Consider the following 18,348-nt stretch of genomic DNA (forward strand, 5'->3'; position numbering starts at 1 on the left):
CGGGGCCCAGGGGTCGGCCTTGCCGAGCGACACGTGCGGGGCGTCGCCCGGGGGCGCGGCCGCGCCTGCACCACCCGTGGCGTCCTCCGCGCCGCCGACGGTTCGCACGCCGGGCTGCCCTCCGACGTCCGACGAGCTCCCGCGGCCACCGAGCCCCGGCCGCCCGACACCGGCCGCCCTCTGCTCGTCCTCCGGGGCGCCGGCGCCTTCCGCGTCACCCACACCGTCGGCCGGCACCTGGGCACCCGCACCAAGCCGCCGCTCCCCCAACGGCGCCCGCTCGCCGCTGAGTTCGGCTCTGAGGTCCCCGAGGCCCGGGGGTGGGCCGATGAGGGTGTCGTCGGGCGGCGAGGGCAGGTCGGTGATGAGGGTCTGCGCCAGCGGGTCCGTCCCGGTGGACGTCGGGTCCGAGTCCGTACCGGAGTCGGGGAGGTCCCCGATCACCGTGTCCGGCAGCGGCACCTCGCGCTCCGACGCGGCCGCCGCGGGCTCGGGCGGAGCCCAGACGTCTCCACCGAAACCGTCACGCCCGGACACACCGGGCTCCGCCGCGCCGCTGCCGTCCGCCGCAGGGCTGCCCGCTCCCCCGGCCACCGAGTCCGTACCGCCTCCGTCCTCCGCACCCGTACGGGAGGAACGTCGGTCGTCGGAGTGCTGCGGTGTGTGGTCGGACATGGTCATGGCCCCCTCTGCTGCGCGTCGCGTCATGCTACGGCCCGCGATCCGGCGTCCCCCGGCCGCCGCCTACGATGAGCCCGGCCGCCGGTGACCGCCATGCTCCGAGGCCCGACATCCGCACCCGACCCAGCCGCGATCCGACGGAGGACCCCTTGACCGATCAGACCGGCCCGGACGCCGCGGCCGTCACGCCCCACGACTCCGCCGACGCCTCACTCGCCCTGAACGACCCGGCTCTCGGCCCGGCGCACGAGGCCAGGGTCGCGTTCATCGCCGGGCTGCCCAAGGCCGAGCTGCACGTCCACCACGTCGGCTCCGCCTCCCCGCGCATCGTCGCCGAACTGGCCGCCCGCCACCCGGACTCCAAGGTCCCGACCGACCCCGAGGCGCTGGCCGACTACTTCACGTTCACCGACTTCGGCCACTTCATCGAGGTCTATCTGTCGGTCGTGGACCTGATCCGCACCCCGTCCGACGTACGGCTGCTGACGTTCGAGGTCGCCCGGGACATGGCGCGCCAGAACATCCGGTACGCCGAACTGACCGTCACCCCATGGAGCTCGACCCGCCGCGGCATCGACGAGCAGGCCTTCATGGCGGCCATCGAGGACGCCCGGGACGCGGCGGAGCGGGAGCTCGGCGTCGTCCTGCGCTGGTGCTTCGACATCCCCGGCGAGGCGGGTCTGGAGGCGGCCGAGCAGACCCTGCGGCTCGCCGTCACCGACGGCCTGGCACCCGAGGGCCTGGTGTCCTTCGGCCTCGGCGGTCCCGAAGTCGGCGTACCACGGCCGCAGTTCAAGCCGTACTTCGACCGGGCGGTGGCCGAGGGCCTGCACAGCGTCCCGCACGCCGGCGAGACGACCGGCCCGGACACCGTCTGGGACGCGATCCGCGAACTGCACGCCGAGCGGATCGGCCACGGCACCAGCTCCGTGCAGGATCCCGAACTGCTCAAGTACCTGGCAGAGCACCGCATTCCGCTCGAGGTCTGCCCCACGTCGAACATCGCGACACGAGCCGTCCCGACGCTCGCCGACCATCCCCTCAAGCAGATGGTGGACGCCGGCGTCCTGGTCACCATCAACTCGGACGACCCGCCGATGTTCGGCACGGACCTCAACACCGAGTACGCGGTGGCCGCCCGGCTGCTCGATCTGGACGAGCCGGGCATCGCCGCACTCGCGAAGAACGCGGTCGAGGCGTCGTTCCTGGACGAGGCCGGCAAGGCGCGGATCACCGGCGAGATCGACGCGTACACCGCACAGTGGAAGGCACGTTGAGCCTTCGGATGCGAGCCGCCGGGCAGCGGTGATCGGGCTGGGGGAGGATGGCCGCATGCATGCCGTGACTGCCGTGGGCCACCGGGGCGACCCGTACCAGGTCCGCGAGAACACCCTGGCCTCCCTCCGCTCCGCACTCGCCGCGGGCGCGGACGCCGTCGAGACCGATGTGCGTCCGACCCGCGACGGGGTGCCCGTCCTGCTGCACGACTCGACGCTCGAACGGCTGTGGGGGCACGAGCGGAGGCTCGCCCGGCTCACGGCCGACGAGGTACGAGACCTCACGGAGGGCGGAGTGCCGACACTCGAGGAGGCACTCGCCGTCACCGACGGCGCCCGCATGATGATCGACCTCCCCGGGGCCACCGACGTCACCGTGCGCACGGTCGTCGCCGCCGTGCACGACTGCGGAGCGGCCGACCGGGTCTACTACTGCGGGGGCGCGACGGCGATGCTCGCGGTGCGGGCCGCGGCCCCGGACGCCGAGATCGCCCTCACCCGCACCACTCTCGCCCCTGCGCGTCCGGCGCTCCTCGATGCCGTCCGGCCGCGCTGGCTCAACTACCGCTTCGGCCTGGTGGACAGGGAACTCGCCGACCGTGTGCACCGGGACGGATTCCTGGTGTCGTGCTGGACCCCGGACACCGGCCGCTCGATGCGCAGGCTGCTGCGCGCGGGCGTCGACTCCATCACGACCAATCGAGTCGGCCTCCTGCACCGTCTCAGGTCCGCCCGTTGAGCCGGTTACTCACCGCGGGTCCCCTCGACCTGATACGCCGGGCCGGGCCGCAGACGGTCGACCTCGCCGTGGCCCTGCTCGTCCAGGCGGCCGTCACCATCCCGTACGTCGTACCGCGACCGGCCGGCAGCTCACCCGCCGACTGGCTCGACTACTGCCTCACCACCCTGACGGTGGTACCGCTGATCTGGCGACGCCGGGCGCCGGTCGTGGTCCTCTGCGCGGTCGTGGCGGCCCACCCGCTGCTGCTCCTCACCGACGCACCCGGCCAGCCGCTGCCGTACACGCCGCTGCTCGCGCTGTACACCGTGGCCGCGCGGAGCCCGGCGCGCACGCGGCGGACCGCCGGCGTGGTGATGCTCCTCATCGTCTTCCCCTCGGTGGCCCTGAACACCGGGCAGGCAAGGGAGTTGCTGTTCTCCCTGTTCGTCTTCGGCGCGGCCTATGTGCTCGGCCGGCTCACCGACGTACGCCAGGCGTACGCCAGGGCCCTCGCCGAGCGGGCCGCCCAGTTGGAGCGCGCCAACCGCATCGAGGCCGAACAGGCGCGTGCGCAGGAACGGACGCGCATCGCCCGGGAGATGCACGACATCCTGTCGCACGCGGTGAGCCTGATGCTGGTACAGGCCGAGTCCGGTCCACCGGCGGTACGGGCCAGGCCCGAGCGCGCGGAGGCGGCATTCGAGTCGATCTCGGCGACGGGCCGGGACGCGATGACCCAGCTGCGCCGCATGCTCGGCGTACTGCGGACCGAGGCCCCGGACGCCGACGCACCGGACACCGTCGATCCGGGCCGCACTCCGCAGCCGTCGCTCGCCGAACTCCCGCAGCTCGTCGAGGGGTTGAGGTCCGGCAGCCGGACCGTGTCGTACGAGGTGACGGGGCCGGTCCGGCGTCTCGCTCCGGACATCGAGGCGGCCGTCCACCGCATCGTGCAGGAAGCGCTGACCAACACGGTCAAGCACGCCGGTGACTGCACGGTCTCGGTCCGGCTCGCGTACGGGACGGACACCTTGCGGGTCACCGTCCTGGACGACGGACACGGGACCGGCGGATCCGTGGGTCGCGGCCACGGTGGCGACTCGGGCACCGAGGGCCGCCCGCGTCCCGGTCACGGGATCCGCGGCATGCGGGAGCGCGCCACGGCGCACGGCGGTACGGTCCGCACCGGTCCCGGTCCGGACGGCACCGGCTTCGAGGTGACCGCCCACTTCCTGCTGCCCCGGCCGGCCGCGCCGGCCGCTTCGGGTAACCTCCCCGCGGAGGTGCCCCGTTGGTGATCCGTGTGGTCGTCGCCGACGACCAGGAGTTGGTGCGCAGCGGCTTCGCCCTGATCCTCGACCTCGCGGACGGGATCGAGGTCGTCGCCGAGGTCGGCGACGGCGCCGATGCGGTGGCCGCGGTCCGCGCACACCGTGCCGATGTGGCGCTGCTCGACATCCGTATGCCGGGAACGGACGGCATCGCGGCCTGCCGGGCGATCACCGAGGCGGGCGACTGCCGCTGCGTCATGCTCACCACCTTCGACTCCGACGCGTACGTGTACGACGCGCTGCACGCCGGGGCCGCGGGCTTCCTGCTCAAGGACGTACGCCGGGACGATCTCGTGCACGCGGTCCGCGTCGCCGCCACCGGGGACGCACTGCTCGCGCCCACCGTGGCACGCCGGTTGATAGCCGAGTACGTGTCCCGGCCCGCGCCCGGTCCGCCCGCGGCGCGCCTGGACGTCCTGACGGCCCGCGAGCGCGAGACCCTTCTGCACCTGGCCCACGGGTTGTCCAACGCGGAGATCGCCGACCGACTGACCGTCAGCGAACACACGGTGAAGACCCACGTCGGCCACGTACTCGCCAAACTCGGTCTGCGCGACCGCATCCAGGCGGTGATCTGCGCCTACGAGACGGGCCTGGTCACCCCGTCGCCGTAGCACCTGCACTCCCCCGCCGGGGCGAGGGACGCCCGCCGTCTCGCCCGCGCGAGGGAGAGCGACGGTCGCCCACAACCGCTCTCCACGGCGATCCGCCCGAGGGCCGCACCGAGCAGGATCAGTGGTGTCCGAACACCTCCGATCCTGGGGCACCGATGCGAGCACGCACCCGCACCACCCTGATCGCCACCGCTCTCGTCCTCGGCGTGGCTGCCGCCTCCCCCGTCGGTCCTGCCGCCGCCGGACTGAGCGCGGACTTCCCGGGCACGGCACGGACCGCCGCGGAGTCCGAGGCCGGGTCCGAGACCGACGGCGGCCCGGACACCGGGCAACTGGCCGCAGCCCTCGAGGGGCTGCCCGACGACGACGCCACCGCGGCGCTCGTCCGCACGAGTTGGGCGCAGGGCAGCGGCAGCTGGCGCGGCAGCGCCGGTGTCCGGGACACCACCACGGGCCGGGAGGCCGTCCCGCAGGCCCGGTTCCGCGCGGGCTCGACCACCAAGGTGATCACCGCGGCGCTGGTGCTGCAGTTGGCCTCCGAGGGGCGTATCGACCTGGACGGGCATGTGCAGACGTACCTGCCGGGGCTGCTCGACGAGCGATTCGAGCCCATCACGGTCCGGCACCTCCTGACGTACACCAGCGGTCTGCAGCCCGGCAGTTCACTCGGCGCCGAGGACGGCGAGGGCTATGTGAACCGGTTCCGCACGATGACGCCGGCCGAGGTGGTCGCAGGCTCGGTGGCCAAGGGGCCCTACCGGGGAGACGGCGAGGGGCCGGGCCGTAAGCAGCGTTACGCGAACATCGACTACACCGTCCTCGGCCTGCTGGTCGAGAAGGTCACCGGCGACACCTACGCACACCAGGCGAAGCGGCGGATCCTGCGGCCGGCGGGCATGCGGCACAGCTCGTTCCCGGTCGGTCCCGACCCGCGCATCCACGGGCTGCATCACCGCGGCTACCAGAAGCTGACGGACGGTCGGGTCGTGGACGCGACCGAGTGGAACATGACGGACCGCAGGGCGGCGGGCGATCTCGTCTCGACCACCGAGGATCTGGAGAAGTTCCTGTTCGCCCTGTTCCGGGGCGAGTTGGTGCCGAAGCCGCTGCTGAAGAAGGAGATGCTCACGCTGCCGAAGGCCGAGAACGCCACGATGAGCGCCGGGCTGCAGCGGGTCGACGCCGGCGGCGGCCTGGTCGTCTGGTGCAAGACCGGTGCGCGGCCCGGCTACAGCACGTTGATCGCGGCGACCGAGGATCTCTCCCGGACGCTGGTCTATTCGGTGAACTCCGTGGACGCGAAGGCGGAGGAGACCAATCCGGTCACGGAGCGCATCCAGCGGGCGGCTTTCAGCGACTGACCGGACTCCCGGAGTCGTGGGGGCTCCGGGGCTCCGCGGGGCGGTGGGGGCTCCGCGGGCCGGTGAGGGCTCCGCGGAGTGGAGGGGGCTCCGCGGAGCCCGGACGGTCGGCAGGGCCGCGGGGGACCGGGGCGACCGGGAGCGGCGCGGCGCAGGGAAGGGAAGGGAAGGGAAGGGCGTACACCGACGCACGGCCGTCGGGTCACCCGCGCTCGCGCAGGTACGCGTCCAGCTCCGCCGCCCCGGTCAGCAGCGCCCGGCCGCGGGTGGCCAGCCGGCCGTGCCAGTCGGTGAGAGCTGCCTCGAGGGGCCCGAGCCCACCGGCCTCCCGCACCTGGGTGACCAGCGGGGCGATCTGCTCCAACAGGTAGCCACCGCGCCTGAGTTGGTGGACGAGGCGGGCATCCCGTACGGCCGCCTCGTCGTAGACCCGGTACCCGGTCAGCGGATCGCGGCGCGGGCGCACGAGGCCGGCACGCTCCCACTTGCGCAGGGTGGCCGGCCTGATGCCGAGCTGCTCCGCCAGCGGTCCGATGAACATGCCGGCGCAGGCAGTGGCTTCGACGGGCTCCAGGTCGCGAAGGGCATTCTCCACGGCCCGCAAGGTCCGCCGGTCGTCGAGGAGTTGGGCGTGGCTCGCGTCGATCAGTGCGTATGCCTCGTCCGACGCGCCCTCATTCACCGCCCGCATGATCGCCGAGGCCGTCCGGTGGCCGTGCGCGGGCGCCAGGGCGAGAAACGCCCGCAGGGCGCTCGCGTGCAGCGGGGTGTAGGTGCGGTAGCCGTGCGCCGTGCGGTCGGCGGCGGGGAGGATGCCGGCCTCCTCGTAGTTCCGTACCGCCTGGGTGGACAGACCGTGCCCGCGCGCGAGGTCGACCGGGCGCAGGCGTACTCGTCTTTGAAGGTTTTGCACCACGACACCGAAGCTATCGCAGAAAAGTTTCCACCGAAGGTTCAACGATACCGTTGAAGGCATGGGTACCGACAGCAAGGACGCCACCCGTTCACTCGAAGCCTCCTCCGTCCTCGGACTGCTCACGCGCCGGCCCAGGCTGCTGGCCCTCGGCGAGCCGACGCACTGCGAGGAGACGCTCCTGGAGGTACGGAACGATCTCTTCCGGCAGCTCGTCGAGGAGGCGGGCTACCGCACGATCGCGATGGAGACCGACTGCCTGACGGGTCTCACCGTCGACGCGTATGTCACCTCGGGCAGCGGCACGCTCGACGAGGTCATGGAGCACGGATTCAGCCACGGCTGGGGCGCGTTCGCGGGCAACCGCGACCTGGTGCGCTGGATGCGCGCCCACAACGCGGACCGACCCGCGTCCGAGCAGATCCGCTTCGCCGGTTTCGACGGCCCGCTGGAGATCACCGGCGCGGCGAGCCCCCGCCAGGCACTGACCGCGCTCCACGACCACCTCGCGCCGCACCTGCCCGGCCTGCTCCCCTGCACCCGGGACACCCTGGACGCCCTGCTCGGCCCGGACGACCACTGGACGAACCAGGCCGCGATGACGGCCCCCGGCCGATCCGTGGGCAGGTCACCCGAAGCGGACCGACTCCGCCTGCTCGCCGACGACTTGACGGCCCTGCTCGACGCGCAGACTCCGCATCTGCTGTCGACGGCGTCGCGGGAGTCCTGGACCCGGGCCCGGCTGTACGCGCGCACCGCGACGGGCCTGCTGCGCTACCACTACCTGATGGCCGACACCTCGCCCGCACGCATGCCCCGGCTGCTCGGCCAGCGGGACGCGATGATGGCCGAGAACCTCCTCGCCACCGTCGACCGCGGCCCGACCCTGGTGCACGCCCACAACTCCCATCTGCAGCGGGTGCAGAGCTCGATGCGCATGTGGGACCACCCGCTCGTCGAGTGGTGGAGCGCGGGCGCCCTGGTGAACGCCCGCCTCGGCCCGGAGTACGCCTTCGTCGCCACGGCGCTCGGCACGATCCGCCACCAGGGCGTGGGTGCACCCGCCCCGGACACCCTCGAAGGCCATCTGCACGAACTCCCGGGCGACCGGGGCCTGTTCGACCCCGCCCAGCTCGCCGCCACCTTCGGCGACACCCTGCCCGTACCCCGCGAGTCCCCCTGGTTCGGCTATGCCCCGCTCGCCCCGTCGCACCTGCCCCACATCGACGCCTTGCTGTACGTCAAGGACATGGCGGCGCCGGAGTCCGCCCCGGTGGGCTGAGGCGCGGCCGTCCTGCAACAGCGCGGCCCCGGACGGAAGTTCCCGTCCGGGGCCGCGAGAGGTGAGTGAGTGAGTGCCCACTCACCCGGAGCCACGTGCCGAGTGAGCACCCACTCACCCTCGCCGTACGACCGGCCCGGCTCAGCCCAGCGACGTCATCACGTGCTTGATGCGCGTGTAGTCGTCGAATCCGTACGCGGAGAGGTCCTTGCCGTAGCCGGACTTCTTGAAGCCGCCGTGCGGCATCTCGGCGACCAGCGGGATGTGGGTGTTGATCCACACACAGCCGAAGTCGAGCGCCTTGGAGAGCCGCATCGCGCGCGCGTGGTCCTTCGTCCAGACCGAGGAGGCCAGGGCGTAGTCCACGTCGTTGGCGTACGCGATCGCCTGGTCCTCGTCGGTGAAGGACTGCACGGTGATGACCGGCCCGAAGACCTCCTGCTGGATGATCTCGTCGTCCTGCTTGAGGCCGGAGACCACGGTCGGGGCGTAGAAGTAGCCCTTGTCGCCGACCTGTTGGCCGCCCGCCTCGACCTTGGCGTGCGCGGGCAGGCGGTCGATGAAGCCGGCGACCTGGGCGAGCTGGTTGGCGTTGTTGAGCGGGCCGTAGAGCACGTCCTCGTCGTCCGGCAGGCCGGTCTTGGTGTCCGCGGCGGCCTTGGCGAGCGCGGTGACGAACTCGTCGTGGACCGACTCGTGGACGAGCACGCGGGTGGCGGCCGTACAGTCCTGGCCGGCGTTGAAGAAGCCCGCCTCGGAGATGCCGGCGACGGCCCCGGCGATGTCGGCGTCCTCGAAGACCACGACCGGCGCCTTGCCGCCGAGCTCCAGGTGGACCCGCTTGAGGTCCTTGGCCGCGGACTCGGCGACCTGCATGCCGGCCCGTACGGAGCCGGTGATGGAGGCCATCGCGGGGGTCTTGTGCTCGACCATCAGACGGCCGGTGTCGCGGTCGCCGGTGACGACGTTGAAGACGCCCTTCGGGACGATGGAGCCGATGATCTCGGCCATCAGGACAGTGGAGGCGGGGGTGGTGTCCGAGGGCTTGAGCACCACCGTGTTGCCCGCGGCGAGCGCCGGGGCGAACTTCCACACGGCCATCATCATCGGGTAGTTCCACGGTGCGACCTGCGCGCAGACGCCGATCGGCTCGCGGCGCACGAAGGAGGTGAGGCCCTCCATGTACTCGGCGCCCGCGCGCCCTTCGAGCATCCGGGCCGCGCCCGCGAAGAAGCGGATCTGGTCGAGCATCATCGGGATCTCTTCGCTGCGGGTCAGGCCGATCGGCTTGCCGCAGTTCTCCGACTCGATCGCGATCAAGTCCTCGGCGCGCTCCTCGAAGGCATCGGCGATCTTCAGCAGTGCCTTCTGGCGCTCGCCGGGCACGAGATCGCGCCAGGCGGGGAAGGCGGCGGCGGCCGCGGCCATGGCGGCGTCGACGTCGGCCTGGCCGGAAAGCGGGGCGGTGGCGTAGGCCTCGCCCGTGGCCGGGTTGACCACCTCGGTGGTCCGCCCGTCCGCGGCGTCCCGGAACTCCCCGTCGATGTAGTTGCGCAGACGACGCAGTTCGGTGGTCACTGGCGGCCCTCCTGGGGTTGCTGTCCGATGGGTGAGACATCCACCCTAGACCGTAGACCAACGCTTTCGACACCGCCGGAGCGTCACATCTGCGGATTCCGTGACTCGGAATGCCATCGACAACGAATTTCATCGATCTGGCCTTGCGGAACTGACGAGACCTCGTGCACAGTGGTCGCGTGGTCAGTCGAAGCGCAGATTCCAGCAATGGACACGGCACATCCCGCGTCCCGGCCTCCGCGGCCGGGTCCGACCCGTCCCGGCGCACGTCGGGCACGGTCGACGCCGTGTCGCTCGCGATCATCGAGCAGCTCCAGGAGGACGGACGCCGCCCGTACGCCGCGATCGGCAAGGCCGTGGGCCTCTCCGAGGCGGCCGTGCGCCAGCGCGTCCAGAAGCTGCTCGACCAGGGCGTGATGCAGATCGTCGCGGTCACGGACCCGCTCACCGTGGGGTTCCGCCGCCAGGCGATGCTCGGCATCAATGTGGACGGCGATCTCGAACCGGTCGCGGACGCGCTCGACGCCATGAAGGAAGTCGAATACATCGTGATCACCGCAGGGTCCTTCGACCTGATGGTGGAAATCGTCTGCGAGGACGACGACCACCTCCTCGAGGTGATCAACAAGCGCGTCCGGACCCTGCCGGGCGTGCGCTCCACCGAGAGCTTCGTGTACCTGAAGCTCAAGAAGCAGACCTATATGTGGGGAACCCGATAGCCGTGAGCAAGGACCTCAGCCGCACCGCGTACGACCACCTGTGGATGCACTTCACCCGCATGTCGGACTACGAGAACTCACCGGTGCCCACCATCGTCCGCGGTGAGGGCACCTACATCTACGACGACACGGGCAAGCGCTACCTCGACGGCCTGGCGGGCCTGTTCGTGGTGAACGCGGGGCACGGCCGCACCGAGCTGGCCGAGACCGCGTACAAGCAGGCCCAGGAGCTCTCGTTCTTCCCGGTGTGGTCCTACGCCCACCCGAAGGCCGTCGAGCTGGCCGAGCGCCTCGCCCACCACGCCCCCGGCGACCTGAACAAGGTCTTCTTCACCACCGGCGGCGGCGAGGCGGTGGAGACCGCCTGGAAGCTGGCGAAGCAGTACTTCAAGCTGGTCGGCAAGCCCACCAAGCACAAGGTCATCTCGCGCGCGGTCGCCTACCACGGCACCCCGCAGGGCGCCCTGTCCATCACCGGCCTGCCGGGCCTGAAAGCCCCGTTCGAGCCGCTGGTGCCCGGCGCCCACAAGGTCCCGAACACGAACATCTACCGGGCCCCCATTCACGGCGACGACCCGGAGGCCTTCGGCCGCTGGGCCGCCGACCAGATCGAGCAGCAGATCCTCTTCGAGGGCCCCGACACCGTCGCCGCGGTCTTCCTGGAGCCCGTGCAGAACGCGGGCGGCTGCTTCCCGCCTCCGCCCGGCTACTTCCAGCGGGTGCGCGAGATCTGCGACCAGTACGACGTCCTGCTCGTCTCCGACGAGGTCATCTGCGCCTTCGGACGGCTCGGCACCACCTTCGCCTGCGACAAGTTCGGCTACGTACCGGACATGATCACCTGCGCCAAGGGCATGACCTCCGGCTACTCGCCGATCGGCGCCTGCATCGTCTCCGACCGCCTGGCCGAGCCGTTCTACCAGGGCGACAACACCTTCCTGCACGGCTACACCTTCGGCGGCCACCCGGTCTCCGCGGCGGTGGGCCTCGCCAACCTCGACATCTTCGAGCGCGAGGGCCTCAACCAGCACGTGCTGGACAACGAGGGCAAGTTCCGCGCCACCCTGGAGAAGCTGCACGACCTGCCGATCGTCGGCGACGTCCGCGGCAACGGCTTCTTCTACGGCATCGAACTCGTCAAGGACAAGGCCACCAAGGAGACCTTCAACGACGAGGAGACCGAGCGCGTCCTGTACGGCTTCCTCTCCAAGGCGCTGTACGACAACGGCCTCTACTGCCGCGCCGACGACCGCGGCGACCCGGTGGTGCAGCTGGCGCCGCCGCTGATCGCCGACCAGTCGACGTTCGACGAGATCGAGCAGATCCTGCGGAAGGTGCTGACCGAGGCCTGGGCGAAGCTCTAGACCCGCCGGCACGGCCCCGCGGCCCGTCGCCGCACCCCGGCCCGGTCCTGCCCCGTTCAAGTGAGAACGCGGCAGGACCGGGCCGCGCGTTGTCCGCGCGATGCGGCCGTGTCCCTACGGTGCCAGTGACCGAATCGGCCCTGTCCTCGTTCCCTCAATCGGGGGAGCTCCCCCGCTCGGGGGATCGGACCGTCGTCACTGAACCGAGGTGCTGTTCGCCATGGTTGCCCCGCCGGACAACGACGTGCTGTGGGCCCGCGCCCTGCACGTCTCCCGCAATGGATCGCCCGCCCTGACCGGGGTGTCGCTCGGTGTGCAGGACGGCGAGATCCTCGCCGTGACCGGCCCCCGCGGCTCCGGCAAGACCACCCTGTTGCAGTGCCTCTCGGGTCAACTCGTCGCCCGCCAGGGCGAGGTGTGGTTCAACTCGACGCCCGTCCACACCATGGGCCCGCTCACCCGCGAGCGGCTGCGCCGCGACCGCTTCGGCTGGATCGACCCCGAGCCGCATCTGGTCCCCGAACTCAACGCCTGGGAGAACGCGGCCCTGCCGCTGCTCCTGCGCGGCTACGCGAACCGCCCCTCGCGCAAGGTCGCCGTCGAATGGCTGGAGCGCCTGGACGTCGGCGACTGCGCCCGCAAACGCCCGCACGCCCTCACCCAGGCGGAACGCCAACGGGTCGCGATCACCCGAGCGTTGGTCACCGAACCGACCGTGATCTTCGCCGACGAGCCGACCGCGCCGCTGCACCGGGCCGACCGCACCCATGTGCTCCGTACGCTCACCACCGCGGCCCGCACGCACGGCATCACCATGGTGCTGGCCACCCACGACGACGCCGTGGCGGCCCTCGCCGACCGTACGGTGTCCCTGCTCGACGGCCGCCGGGTGCACGCCGCCCGCACGCCCGACGGGGAAGGGGCGGCGTGCTCGCTCTCCGTCTAGCCCGTGGCGCCCACCCGGTCGTCCTGCTGCGGCGGCTGTCCGTGGCCGCGGCATCGGCCGGTACCGGGTTTCTGCTGCTGTGCACGCTCGCCCACGCGCTCGGCCATCCGCAGGCGGCCGGCGGCTCATTGCTGCGGCTCGCCTGGTGTGTGGCCCCGGTGGCCGCGACGATCCAGCTGGCGGTCGCCGTGTCGCGGACCGATCCGGGAGTACGGCCGCGGGCCGGGCTCTCCGCCGTGGGGCTCGGGCCTGCCCGTCTGATGACCCTGGCCGCCGTGTCCACCGGGCTGTCCTGTCTGCTCGGCTCGGCCGTGGCACTGCTGTTCTTCCTGCATCTGCGGGGCGATCTGTCGGGGCTGCCGTTCGACGGTGCGGCGCGTGAACTGCTCGCCGCGGACCAGCCGTTGCCGCTGCCGGCGACGCTGACACTGCTTGCGGTGGTGCCGGTGGCGGCCGCCCTGGCCAGTGGGCTCGTACTGCTGCCTCGAAGGGGCGCGAAGCCGGCGGGAACCGGGCGGCCGGGGGGACCTGGGCAGTCGGGGGGATCCGGACAGTCGACGGCATCCGGGCGGTCGGCTCAAGAGGCGCCTGCCGAGCCGGAGTTGCTCGATCCGGCAGCACTCGGGGTCGAAGTCCCCGGCGAGGGACGGAATGTGGAAGCCCCGCCGATCGCGGCCCCCGCCGGGGCGCCGGCATCGGACACCCCCTCCCCCGCGGACGCCCCGTTCCTGTCCGTACCCGAGCCGCCCGCTCCCGCCCCGGCGCCGACCGGACTGCCCTGGGGCGTCGCCCTGATGGCGGCCGGCGTCGCGCTCGAGATGTACGCGGCGCGCAGTGGCGAGACCGGCCTCCCGCTGCCGGGACGGCTCGCCGGTGGCACACCCGCCGCCGTACTCCTGGGACTTGCCGTCACCGCCGTGGGTCTCGCGCTCGCCGGACCGGGCCTGACGTACCTCTGCGGCAAGCTGCTCCAGGCCGTACGCCCGGGGGCCGCGCGGCTGCTGGGCGGCCGGGTGCTGCAGGAGGAGGCGCGCCGGATCGGGCGCCCGCTGGGAGTGGTGTGCGCGGTGGCCGCGGTCGCCGTGGCGATCGCGACGCTGCACGAGAGAAGCCCTGCACTGCGCGAGGGCGCCGCGACCTCCATGGGGCCGCTGACCTTGCTCGGCGCCGGCCTGGTCGCCGGCTGCACCACGCTCACGCTGTTGAGCGCGGCCGTGGAGTCCCGCCAGGAGCGGTCGCTCACCAGCTCTGCACTGCTCCGACTCGGCGCCCCCGTATCGCTGTTGAGGGCATCGGTGGGGCTGCGCCTCGCCGTACTGCTAGCCGTCTTCGGCCCGTTGACCTGGGCGATCGGCAGGCTGGCCACACTCGGCGTGACGTCCTGAGCCGTCCCGGTCCGACTTCTCGAAGAAATCTCCCGCGCGGGCGATGAGTTACGCGCGGACCCCCGGTCTATCCCTACGAACGCCAGGGCACCGACCGAGGAGCGACATCATGGCCACCGGCAGCTACCAGCAGATGATCTTCGTCAATCTGGCCGTCGACGACCTGACGACGTCAAGGAAGTTCTTCGAGGAGATCGGCTACACCTTCAACCCGGTCTTCAGCGACGAGAACACCGCCTGCCTGGTCATCAGCGACACCATCCACGCGATGCTGATGACCAGGGACCGGTTCGCCGACTTCGCGAAGAAGCCGCTCTCCGACTCCGCCAGGTCCACCGAGGTGCTGCTCTGCCTGAGTGCCGAGACCCGGGCGGACGTGGACAGGCTGGCCGATGCGGCCCTGGCCGCCGGCGGCTCCCCGGCGGCCGAGCCGGTGGACTACGGCATGATGTACGGCCGTTCGTTCTACGACCCGGACGGCCACCACTGGGAGGTCATGTGGATGGACCCGACCGCCACGGAGGAGCCGGTCTGAGCCCTGCTCGTCCGCACGTCCCCGGCACAACGCCCGGTGTTCAGGCGGCGGTCGACTGCGCGGGAGCGCGGTCGGCGCGCCAGTATCCACAGAAGTAGATCTGCTCCTTGGCGACGGACCGCTCGTTGACGAGGTACCTCCGGACCGAGGTGGCCAGCTTGGCCTCGCCGGCGACCCACACGTAGGGCTTGCCCTCCGGGAAGGCCATGTCCCGCAGCGCCCGAATGACCTGCGAGCCGCGCGGGCCCGAGCGGTGGAGCCAGGTCGCGGGGGCGGCCAGGTCGAGCACATCACCGTCGTCACCCACTTCGAGCAGCGCCCGCGCGCGGCCCCCCGGCCCTTCGAGGGCCGACGCGATCGACGGCAGTGCCGTCTCGTCGCCGATGAGCAGCTGCCAGTCGGCGTCCCCCGGGCGGTACTCGGCACCGTCGCTGAGAATGCCGAGCCGGTCGCCCGGCCGGGCCGAGCAGGCCCATGCCGAAGCGGGTCCGCTGTCACCGTGCAGCACGAAGTCGATGTCGAGCTCCCCGCTCGCCCGGTCGATCCGGCGGACCGTGTAGTTCCGCAGCACGGGCCTACGTTCTTCGGGCATCGCCTGCAGCTCGGGCCACCAGCGCTCCGTCTGCGGCAGCCGGAAGTCGTCGCTGACGGGGAAGAACACGCGGGCCAGCTGATCCGGACCCTCGTACGCGAAGTGGCGCACCTCGTGCCCGGCGAGGGTGATCCGCGCCATGCGTGCGGAGAGGCGGCGCACCGCGGTGACGGTGACGAACATCGGCCGCTGGGGCAGCACTTGCGGTTCCGCAATCGTTTGGGTGGTCATCGTGGTGGATCCACTTTCGCCCGGTAGTTAGGTTAGGTTTACTTAATTTCCGTTGCTACTCTAACGCCGGATCGCGAGGCGGGGAAAACGGGAACTCCTCAGTTGGATGCGGTGGCTGTGGTGGATGCGGTGGGTGCGGTGGATGCGAGCGGCACGACCTCCGAGGCGTCGAAGGCGACCCCGACGGTCCGCCCAACCTCGGGCGCGTCGCGCAGCGGACAGGCCGCATCGACGGGCGGCCCGTCCTGCGGCCGCAGCGTCACCGCCACATGGGTGCCGCGGAAGGTACGCGCGGCGACCACGCACGGCAGGCCCTCGTCCGCGTGCACCAGGCGAACTCCCGTCGGCCGCACCAGAATCCAGGCTTCGCCCGCGGCCGTGCCGGCCGGCACCGGGACCTTGCCCCACACGGTGTCGGCGACCTCGCCGGACACGGTCGCGGCCACGACGTTGTCGAAGCCGAGGAAGCGTGCGACGAAGGCGTCCGCGGGCCGCTGCCAGACCTCGAGCGGCGTGCCCGACTGGGCGATCCGCCCGTCCCGCATCACCACCACCCGGTCGGCGAGCGCGAACGCCTCCCCTTGATCATGGGTCACCGCGAGCACCGTGGTCCCCAACTCGCCGAAGAGCTGGCGCAGTTCGACGACCAGGCGTTCCCGCAGCGAGCGGTCGAGCTGCCCGAGCGGCTCGTCGAGCATCAGGAGCCGCGGGTTCGGCGCGAGGGCGCGGGCGAGCGCCACCCGCTGCTGCTCGCCCCCGGACAGCGAGGACACGGCGCGCGCTCCGGCGCCGGGCAGTCCGACCAGGTCGAGCAACTCCTCGACGCGCCGCTCCCGTTCGGGCCTGGCCACCTTGTGCATACGAGGGCCGAAAGCGACGTTCCCGGCCACGTCCCGCTGCGGGAAGAGCTGGTGGTCCTGGAACATCAGGCCGACGCCACGACGGTGTGCGGGCACCCCGCGCTGGTCCCGTCCGTCGAGCAGCACCCGCCCGGCATCCGCCTCCTGCAGGCCCGCGACGACCCGCAGCAGGGTCGACTTGCCGCTGCCGCTGGGCCCGAGGACGCAGACGATCTCCCGCTCCGCGACGTCGAGCGAGACGCCGTCGAGCGCCTGGTGGCCGCCGAATCGTACGGAGATGTCGTCGAGGCCGAGCAGGCCAAAGTGCTGTTCGGCCATCAGAATTCTCCGGTCCGGTCGGTGCGGGAGCGTTCGAGCAGCAGCAGGCACACCGCGCAGACCAGCATCAGCAGCGTGGAAAGGGCCATCGCCTGCCCGTAGTTGAGGTCTCCGGGACGGCCGAGCAGGGTCGTGACGGCGACGGGCAGGGTCGGCCGGTCGGGCTGCGCGATGAACACGGTCGCCCCGAACTCGCCGAGCGAGACGGCGAAGGCGAAACCTGCGGCGACGTACAGCGCCCGCCGCACCAGCGGGAAGTCGACTTCCCGCCAGACCTGCCAGGGGGATGCCCCGAGCACGGCGGCGGCCTCCCGCAGCCGCCCGTCGACGGCGCGCAGTACGGGCAGCATGGTCCGCACCACGAACGGCACACCGACCAGGGCCTGCGCCAGCGGCACCAGGATCCAGGAGGTGCGCAGATCGAGCGGTGGCTCGTCCAGGCTGATCAGGAAGCCGAATCCGACGGTCACCGCGGAGACGCCGAGCGGCAGCATCAGCAGCGCGTCGAAGCCCCGGACCAGGCGTCCGGGCCGGGACCGCCCCCGGGTGAGGGTGAGCGCCGCGGCCGCGAGCCCGCCGACGACGAGCGCGATGGCGGTGGCGGCGAGGGCGTACTGCAGGGAGTTCCCGATCGCCTCCACCGGCGGTACGAGGAACGCTCCGCCGTCGGCCGAGGCCAACTCGCGGTAGTACCCGAAGCCGTAGCCCTGCGCGGTGTCGAAGGAGCGCGCCACGAGCACGGACAGCGGCACGACAAGGAGGAGCAGCACGGTGACGAGCACGGCGCCGAGCAGCGCCCACTGGCCCGCTCCGGAGGGCCTGCGCGCGGTGGTCGCCGGGTCCACCAGGCGCAGTGCGCTCTCCCTGCGGCGCACCGTCCAGGCGTGCACGGCCAGCACACAGCCGACCGCGGCGAACTGCACCAGGGTCAGTACGGCGGCGGTGTCCAGGGCGAGTGACTGGGCGGTCTGCCGGTAGATCTCGACCTCGAGCGTGGCGAAGGTCGGCCCGCCGAGGATCAGTACGACACCGAAGGAGGTGAAGGTGAACAGGAACACCATCAGGGCGGCTGCCGCGACGGCCGGCCCGAGTGCCGGCAGCGTGATCCGCCGCCAGGCCGCGAGGCGGGAGGCGCCGAGCATCCGGGCGGCCTCCTCCTGCCGTGGGTCGAGCCCGGCCCACAGCCCGCCCACGGTGCGTACCACCACCGCGTAGTTGAAGAAGACATGGGCGAGCAGGATGGCCCACACGGTGGTGTCCAGGCGGACGCCCCACAGGTCGTCGAGCAGCCCGCCCCGGCCGAGTACGGCGAGGAAGGCGGTGCCGACGACGACGGTGGGCAGCACGAACGGCACGGTGACGACGGCCCGAAGGAGCTGCTTCCCGGGGAACTGGAAGCGCGCGAAGACATACGCGCCGGGGAGCGCGATCAGCAGCGTGAGGGCCGTGGAGGCGAGCGCCTGCCAGGTGGTGAACCACAGCACGTGCCGGATGCCGCTGTCGGTGAGCACCTCGCCGAAGCCCGCGAGGTGCCAGGCGCCTTCGGATCGCAGCCCGCGCGCCACGATCGCCGCGACCGGGTACGCGAAGAAGACGGCGAAGAAGACGCAGGGCACCGCCATCAGGCCGAGCCGCACGGC

At 71.9% G+C, this 18,348-nt stretch carries 16 protein-coding genes and 1 pseudogene; 11 read left to right on the forward strand and 6 right to left on the reverse strand.

The features are described from left to right. A pseudogene (locus DY218_RS19765) lies at positions 1-681 on the reverse strand (hypothetical protein); the annotation flags it as partial. 218 nt (positions 682-899) lie between these two features. Between DY218_RS19765 and DY218_RS19770 the strand changes: the two are divergent. The 5 genes from DY218_RS19770 (at position 900) to DY218_RS19790 (ending at position 5,985) form a co-directional block, all read left to right on the forward strand. Then, complete coding sequence (locus DY218_RS19770; protein ID WP_128557451.1) at positions 900-1,958, forward strand: adenosine deaminase; 1,059 nt, start codon at positions 900-902, stop codon at positions 1,956-1,958. A gap of 55 nt (positions 1,959-2,013) precedes the next feature. Continuing rightward, complete coding sequence (locus DY218_RS19775; RefSeq protein ID WP_128557420.1) at positions 2,014-2,697, forward strand: glycerophosphodiester phosphodiesterase; 684 nt, start codon at positions 2,014-2,016, stop codon at positions 2,695-2,697. Beyond that, positions 2,694-3,977, forward strand: a complete 1,284-nt coding sequence (locus DY218_RS19780; RefSeq protein WP_199566787.1) for a sensor histidine kinase — start codon at positions 2,694-2,696, stop codon at positions 3,975-3,977. The genes DY218_RS19775 and DY218_RS19780 overlap by 4 nt, the downstream gene beginning before the upstream one ends. Continuing rightward, complete coding sequence (locus tag DY218_RS19785) at positions 3,971-4,624, forward strand: response regulator (protein WP_128557421.1); 654 nt, start codon at positions 3,971-3,973, stop codon at positions 4,622-4,624. Before DY218_RS19780 ends, DY218_RS19785 begins: the two co-directional genes overlap by 7 nt. A 155-nt stretch (positions 4,625-4,779) precedes the next feature. Next, a complete protein-coding gene (locus DY218_RS19790; protein WP_128557422.1) occupies positions 4,780-5,985 on the forward strand; it encodes a serine hydrolase domain-containing protein in 1,206 nt (401 codons plus the stop codon). Between the two features lie 202 nt (positions 5,986-6,187). Here DY218_RS19790 and DY218_RS19795 read toward each other — a convergent pair whose 3' ends face one another. Then, positions 6,188-6,901, reverse strand: coding sequence for a TioE family transcriptional regulator (locus DY218_RS19795; protein WP_128557423.1), 714 nt, complete (start codon positions 6,899-6,901; stop codon positions 6,188-6,190). A 58-nt stretch (positions 6,902-6,959) separates the two neighbouring features. Between DY218_RS19795 and DY218_RS19800 the strand changes: the two genes are divergently transcribed. After that, a complete protein-coding gene (locus DY218_RS19800; RefSeq protein WP_128557424.1) occupies positions 6,960-8,180 on the forward strand; it encodes an erythromycin esterase family protein in 1,221 nt (406 codons plus the stop codon). 141 nt (positions 8,181-8,321) lie between these two features. Here the strand turns inward: DY218_RS19800 and DY218_RS19805 are convergent, their stop codons facing one another. Further along, entirely contained in the window at positions 8,322-9,758 is a 1,437-nt protein-coding gene (locus DY218_RS19805) for a gamma-aminobutyraldehyde dehydrogenase (protein WP_128557425.1), read from the reverse strand. Positions 9,759-9,937: 179 nt separating this feature from the next. Between DY218_RS19805 and DY218_RS19810 the strand changes: the two genes are divergently transcribed. From DY218_RS19810 to DY218_RS19830, 5 genes are all read left to right on the forward strand, one after another. After that, on the forward strand, positions 9,938-10,477 hold the full coding sequence (locus DY218_RS19810; protein WP_407703660.1) for an Lrp/AsnC family transcriptional regulator: 540 nt from the start codon (positions 9,938-9,940) through the stop codon (positions 10,475-10,477). Beyond that, entirely contained in the window at positions 10,462-11,841 is a 1,380-nt protein-coding gene (locus DY218_RS19815; RefSeq protein WP_128557427.1) for an aspartate aminotransferase family protein, read from the forward strand. Before DY218_RS19810 ends, DY218_RS19815 begins: the two co-directional genes overlap by 16 nt. Positions 11,842-12,061: 220 nt before the next feature. Further along, a complete protein-coding gene (locus DY218_RS19820) occupies positions 12,062-12,787 on the forward strand; it encodes an ABC transporter ATP-binding protein (RefSeq protein WP_128557428.1) in 726 nt (241 codons plus the stop codon). Continuing rightward, positions 12,769-14,172, forward strand: coding sequence for a hypothetical protein (locus DY218_RS19825; RefSeq protein WP_128557429.1), 1,404 nt, complete (start codon positions 12,769-12,771; stop codon positions 14,170-14,172). Before DY218_RS19820 ends, DY218_RS19825 begins: the two co-directional genes overlap by 19 nt. 109 nt (positions 14,173-14,281) lie before the next feature. Beyond that, positions 14,282-14,707 (forward strand): VOC family protein, encoded by a 426-nt coding sequence (locus DY218_RS19830; protein WP_128557430.1) that lies wholly within the window; start codon positions 14,282-14,284, stop codon positions 14,705-14,707. 40 nt (positions 14,708-14,747) lie between these two features. Here the strand turns inward: DY218_RS19830 and DY218_RS19835 are convergent, their stop codons facing one another. The 3 genes from DY218_RS19835 to DY218_RS19845 form a co-directional block, all read right to left on the reverse strand. After that, positions 14,748-15,530, reverse strand: a complete 783-nt coding sequence (locus DY218_RS19835; protein WP_128557431.1) for a siderophore-interacting protein — start codon at positions 15,528-15,530, stop codon at positions 14,748-14,750. A 98-nt stretch (positions 15,531-15,628) separates the two neighbouring features. Beyond that, positions 15,629-16,708 carry an ABC transporter ATP-binding protein gene (locus DY218_RS19840; RefSeq protein WP_128557432.1) on the reverse strand — a complete coding sequence of 360 codons (1,080 nt, stop codon included), beginning with the start codon at positions 16,706-16,708 and terminating at the stop codon, positions 15,629-15,631. Further along, entirely contained in the window at positions 16,708-18,330 is a 1,623-nt protein-coding gene (locus DY218_RS19845; RefSeq protein ID WP_128557453.1) for an ABC transporter permease, read from the reverse strand. The genes DY218_RS19840 and DY218_RS19845 overlap by 1 nt, the downstream gene beginning before the upstream one ends. Between the last annotated feature and the right edge of the window lie 18 nt (positions 18,331-18,348).

Origin of the sequence: Streptomyces triticagri (assembly GCF_003429565.1) — a bacterium.
Taxonomy (GTDB): domain Bacteria; phylum Actinomycetota; class Actinomycetes; order Streptomycetales; family Streptomycetaceae; genus Streptomyces; species Streptomyces triticagri.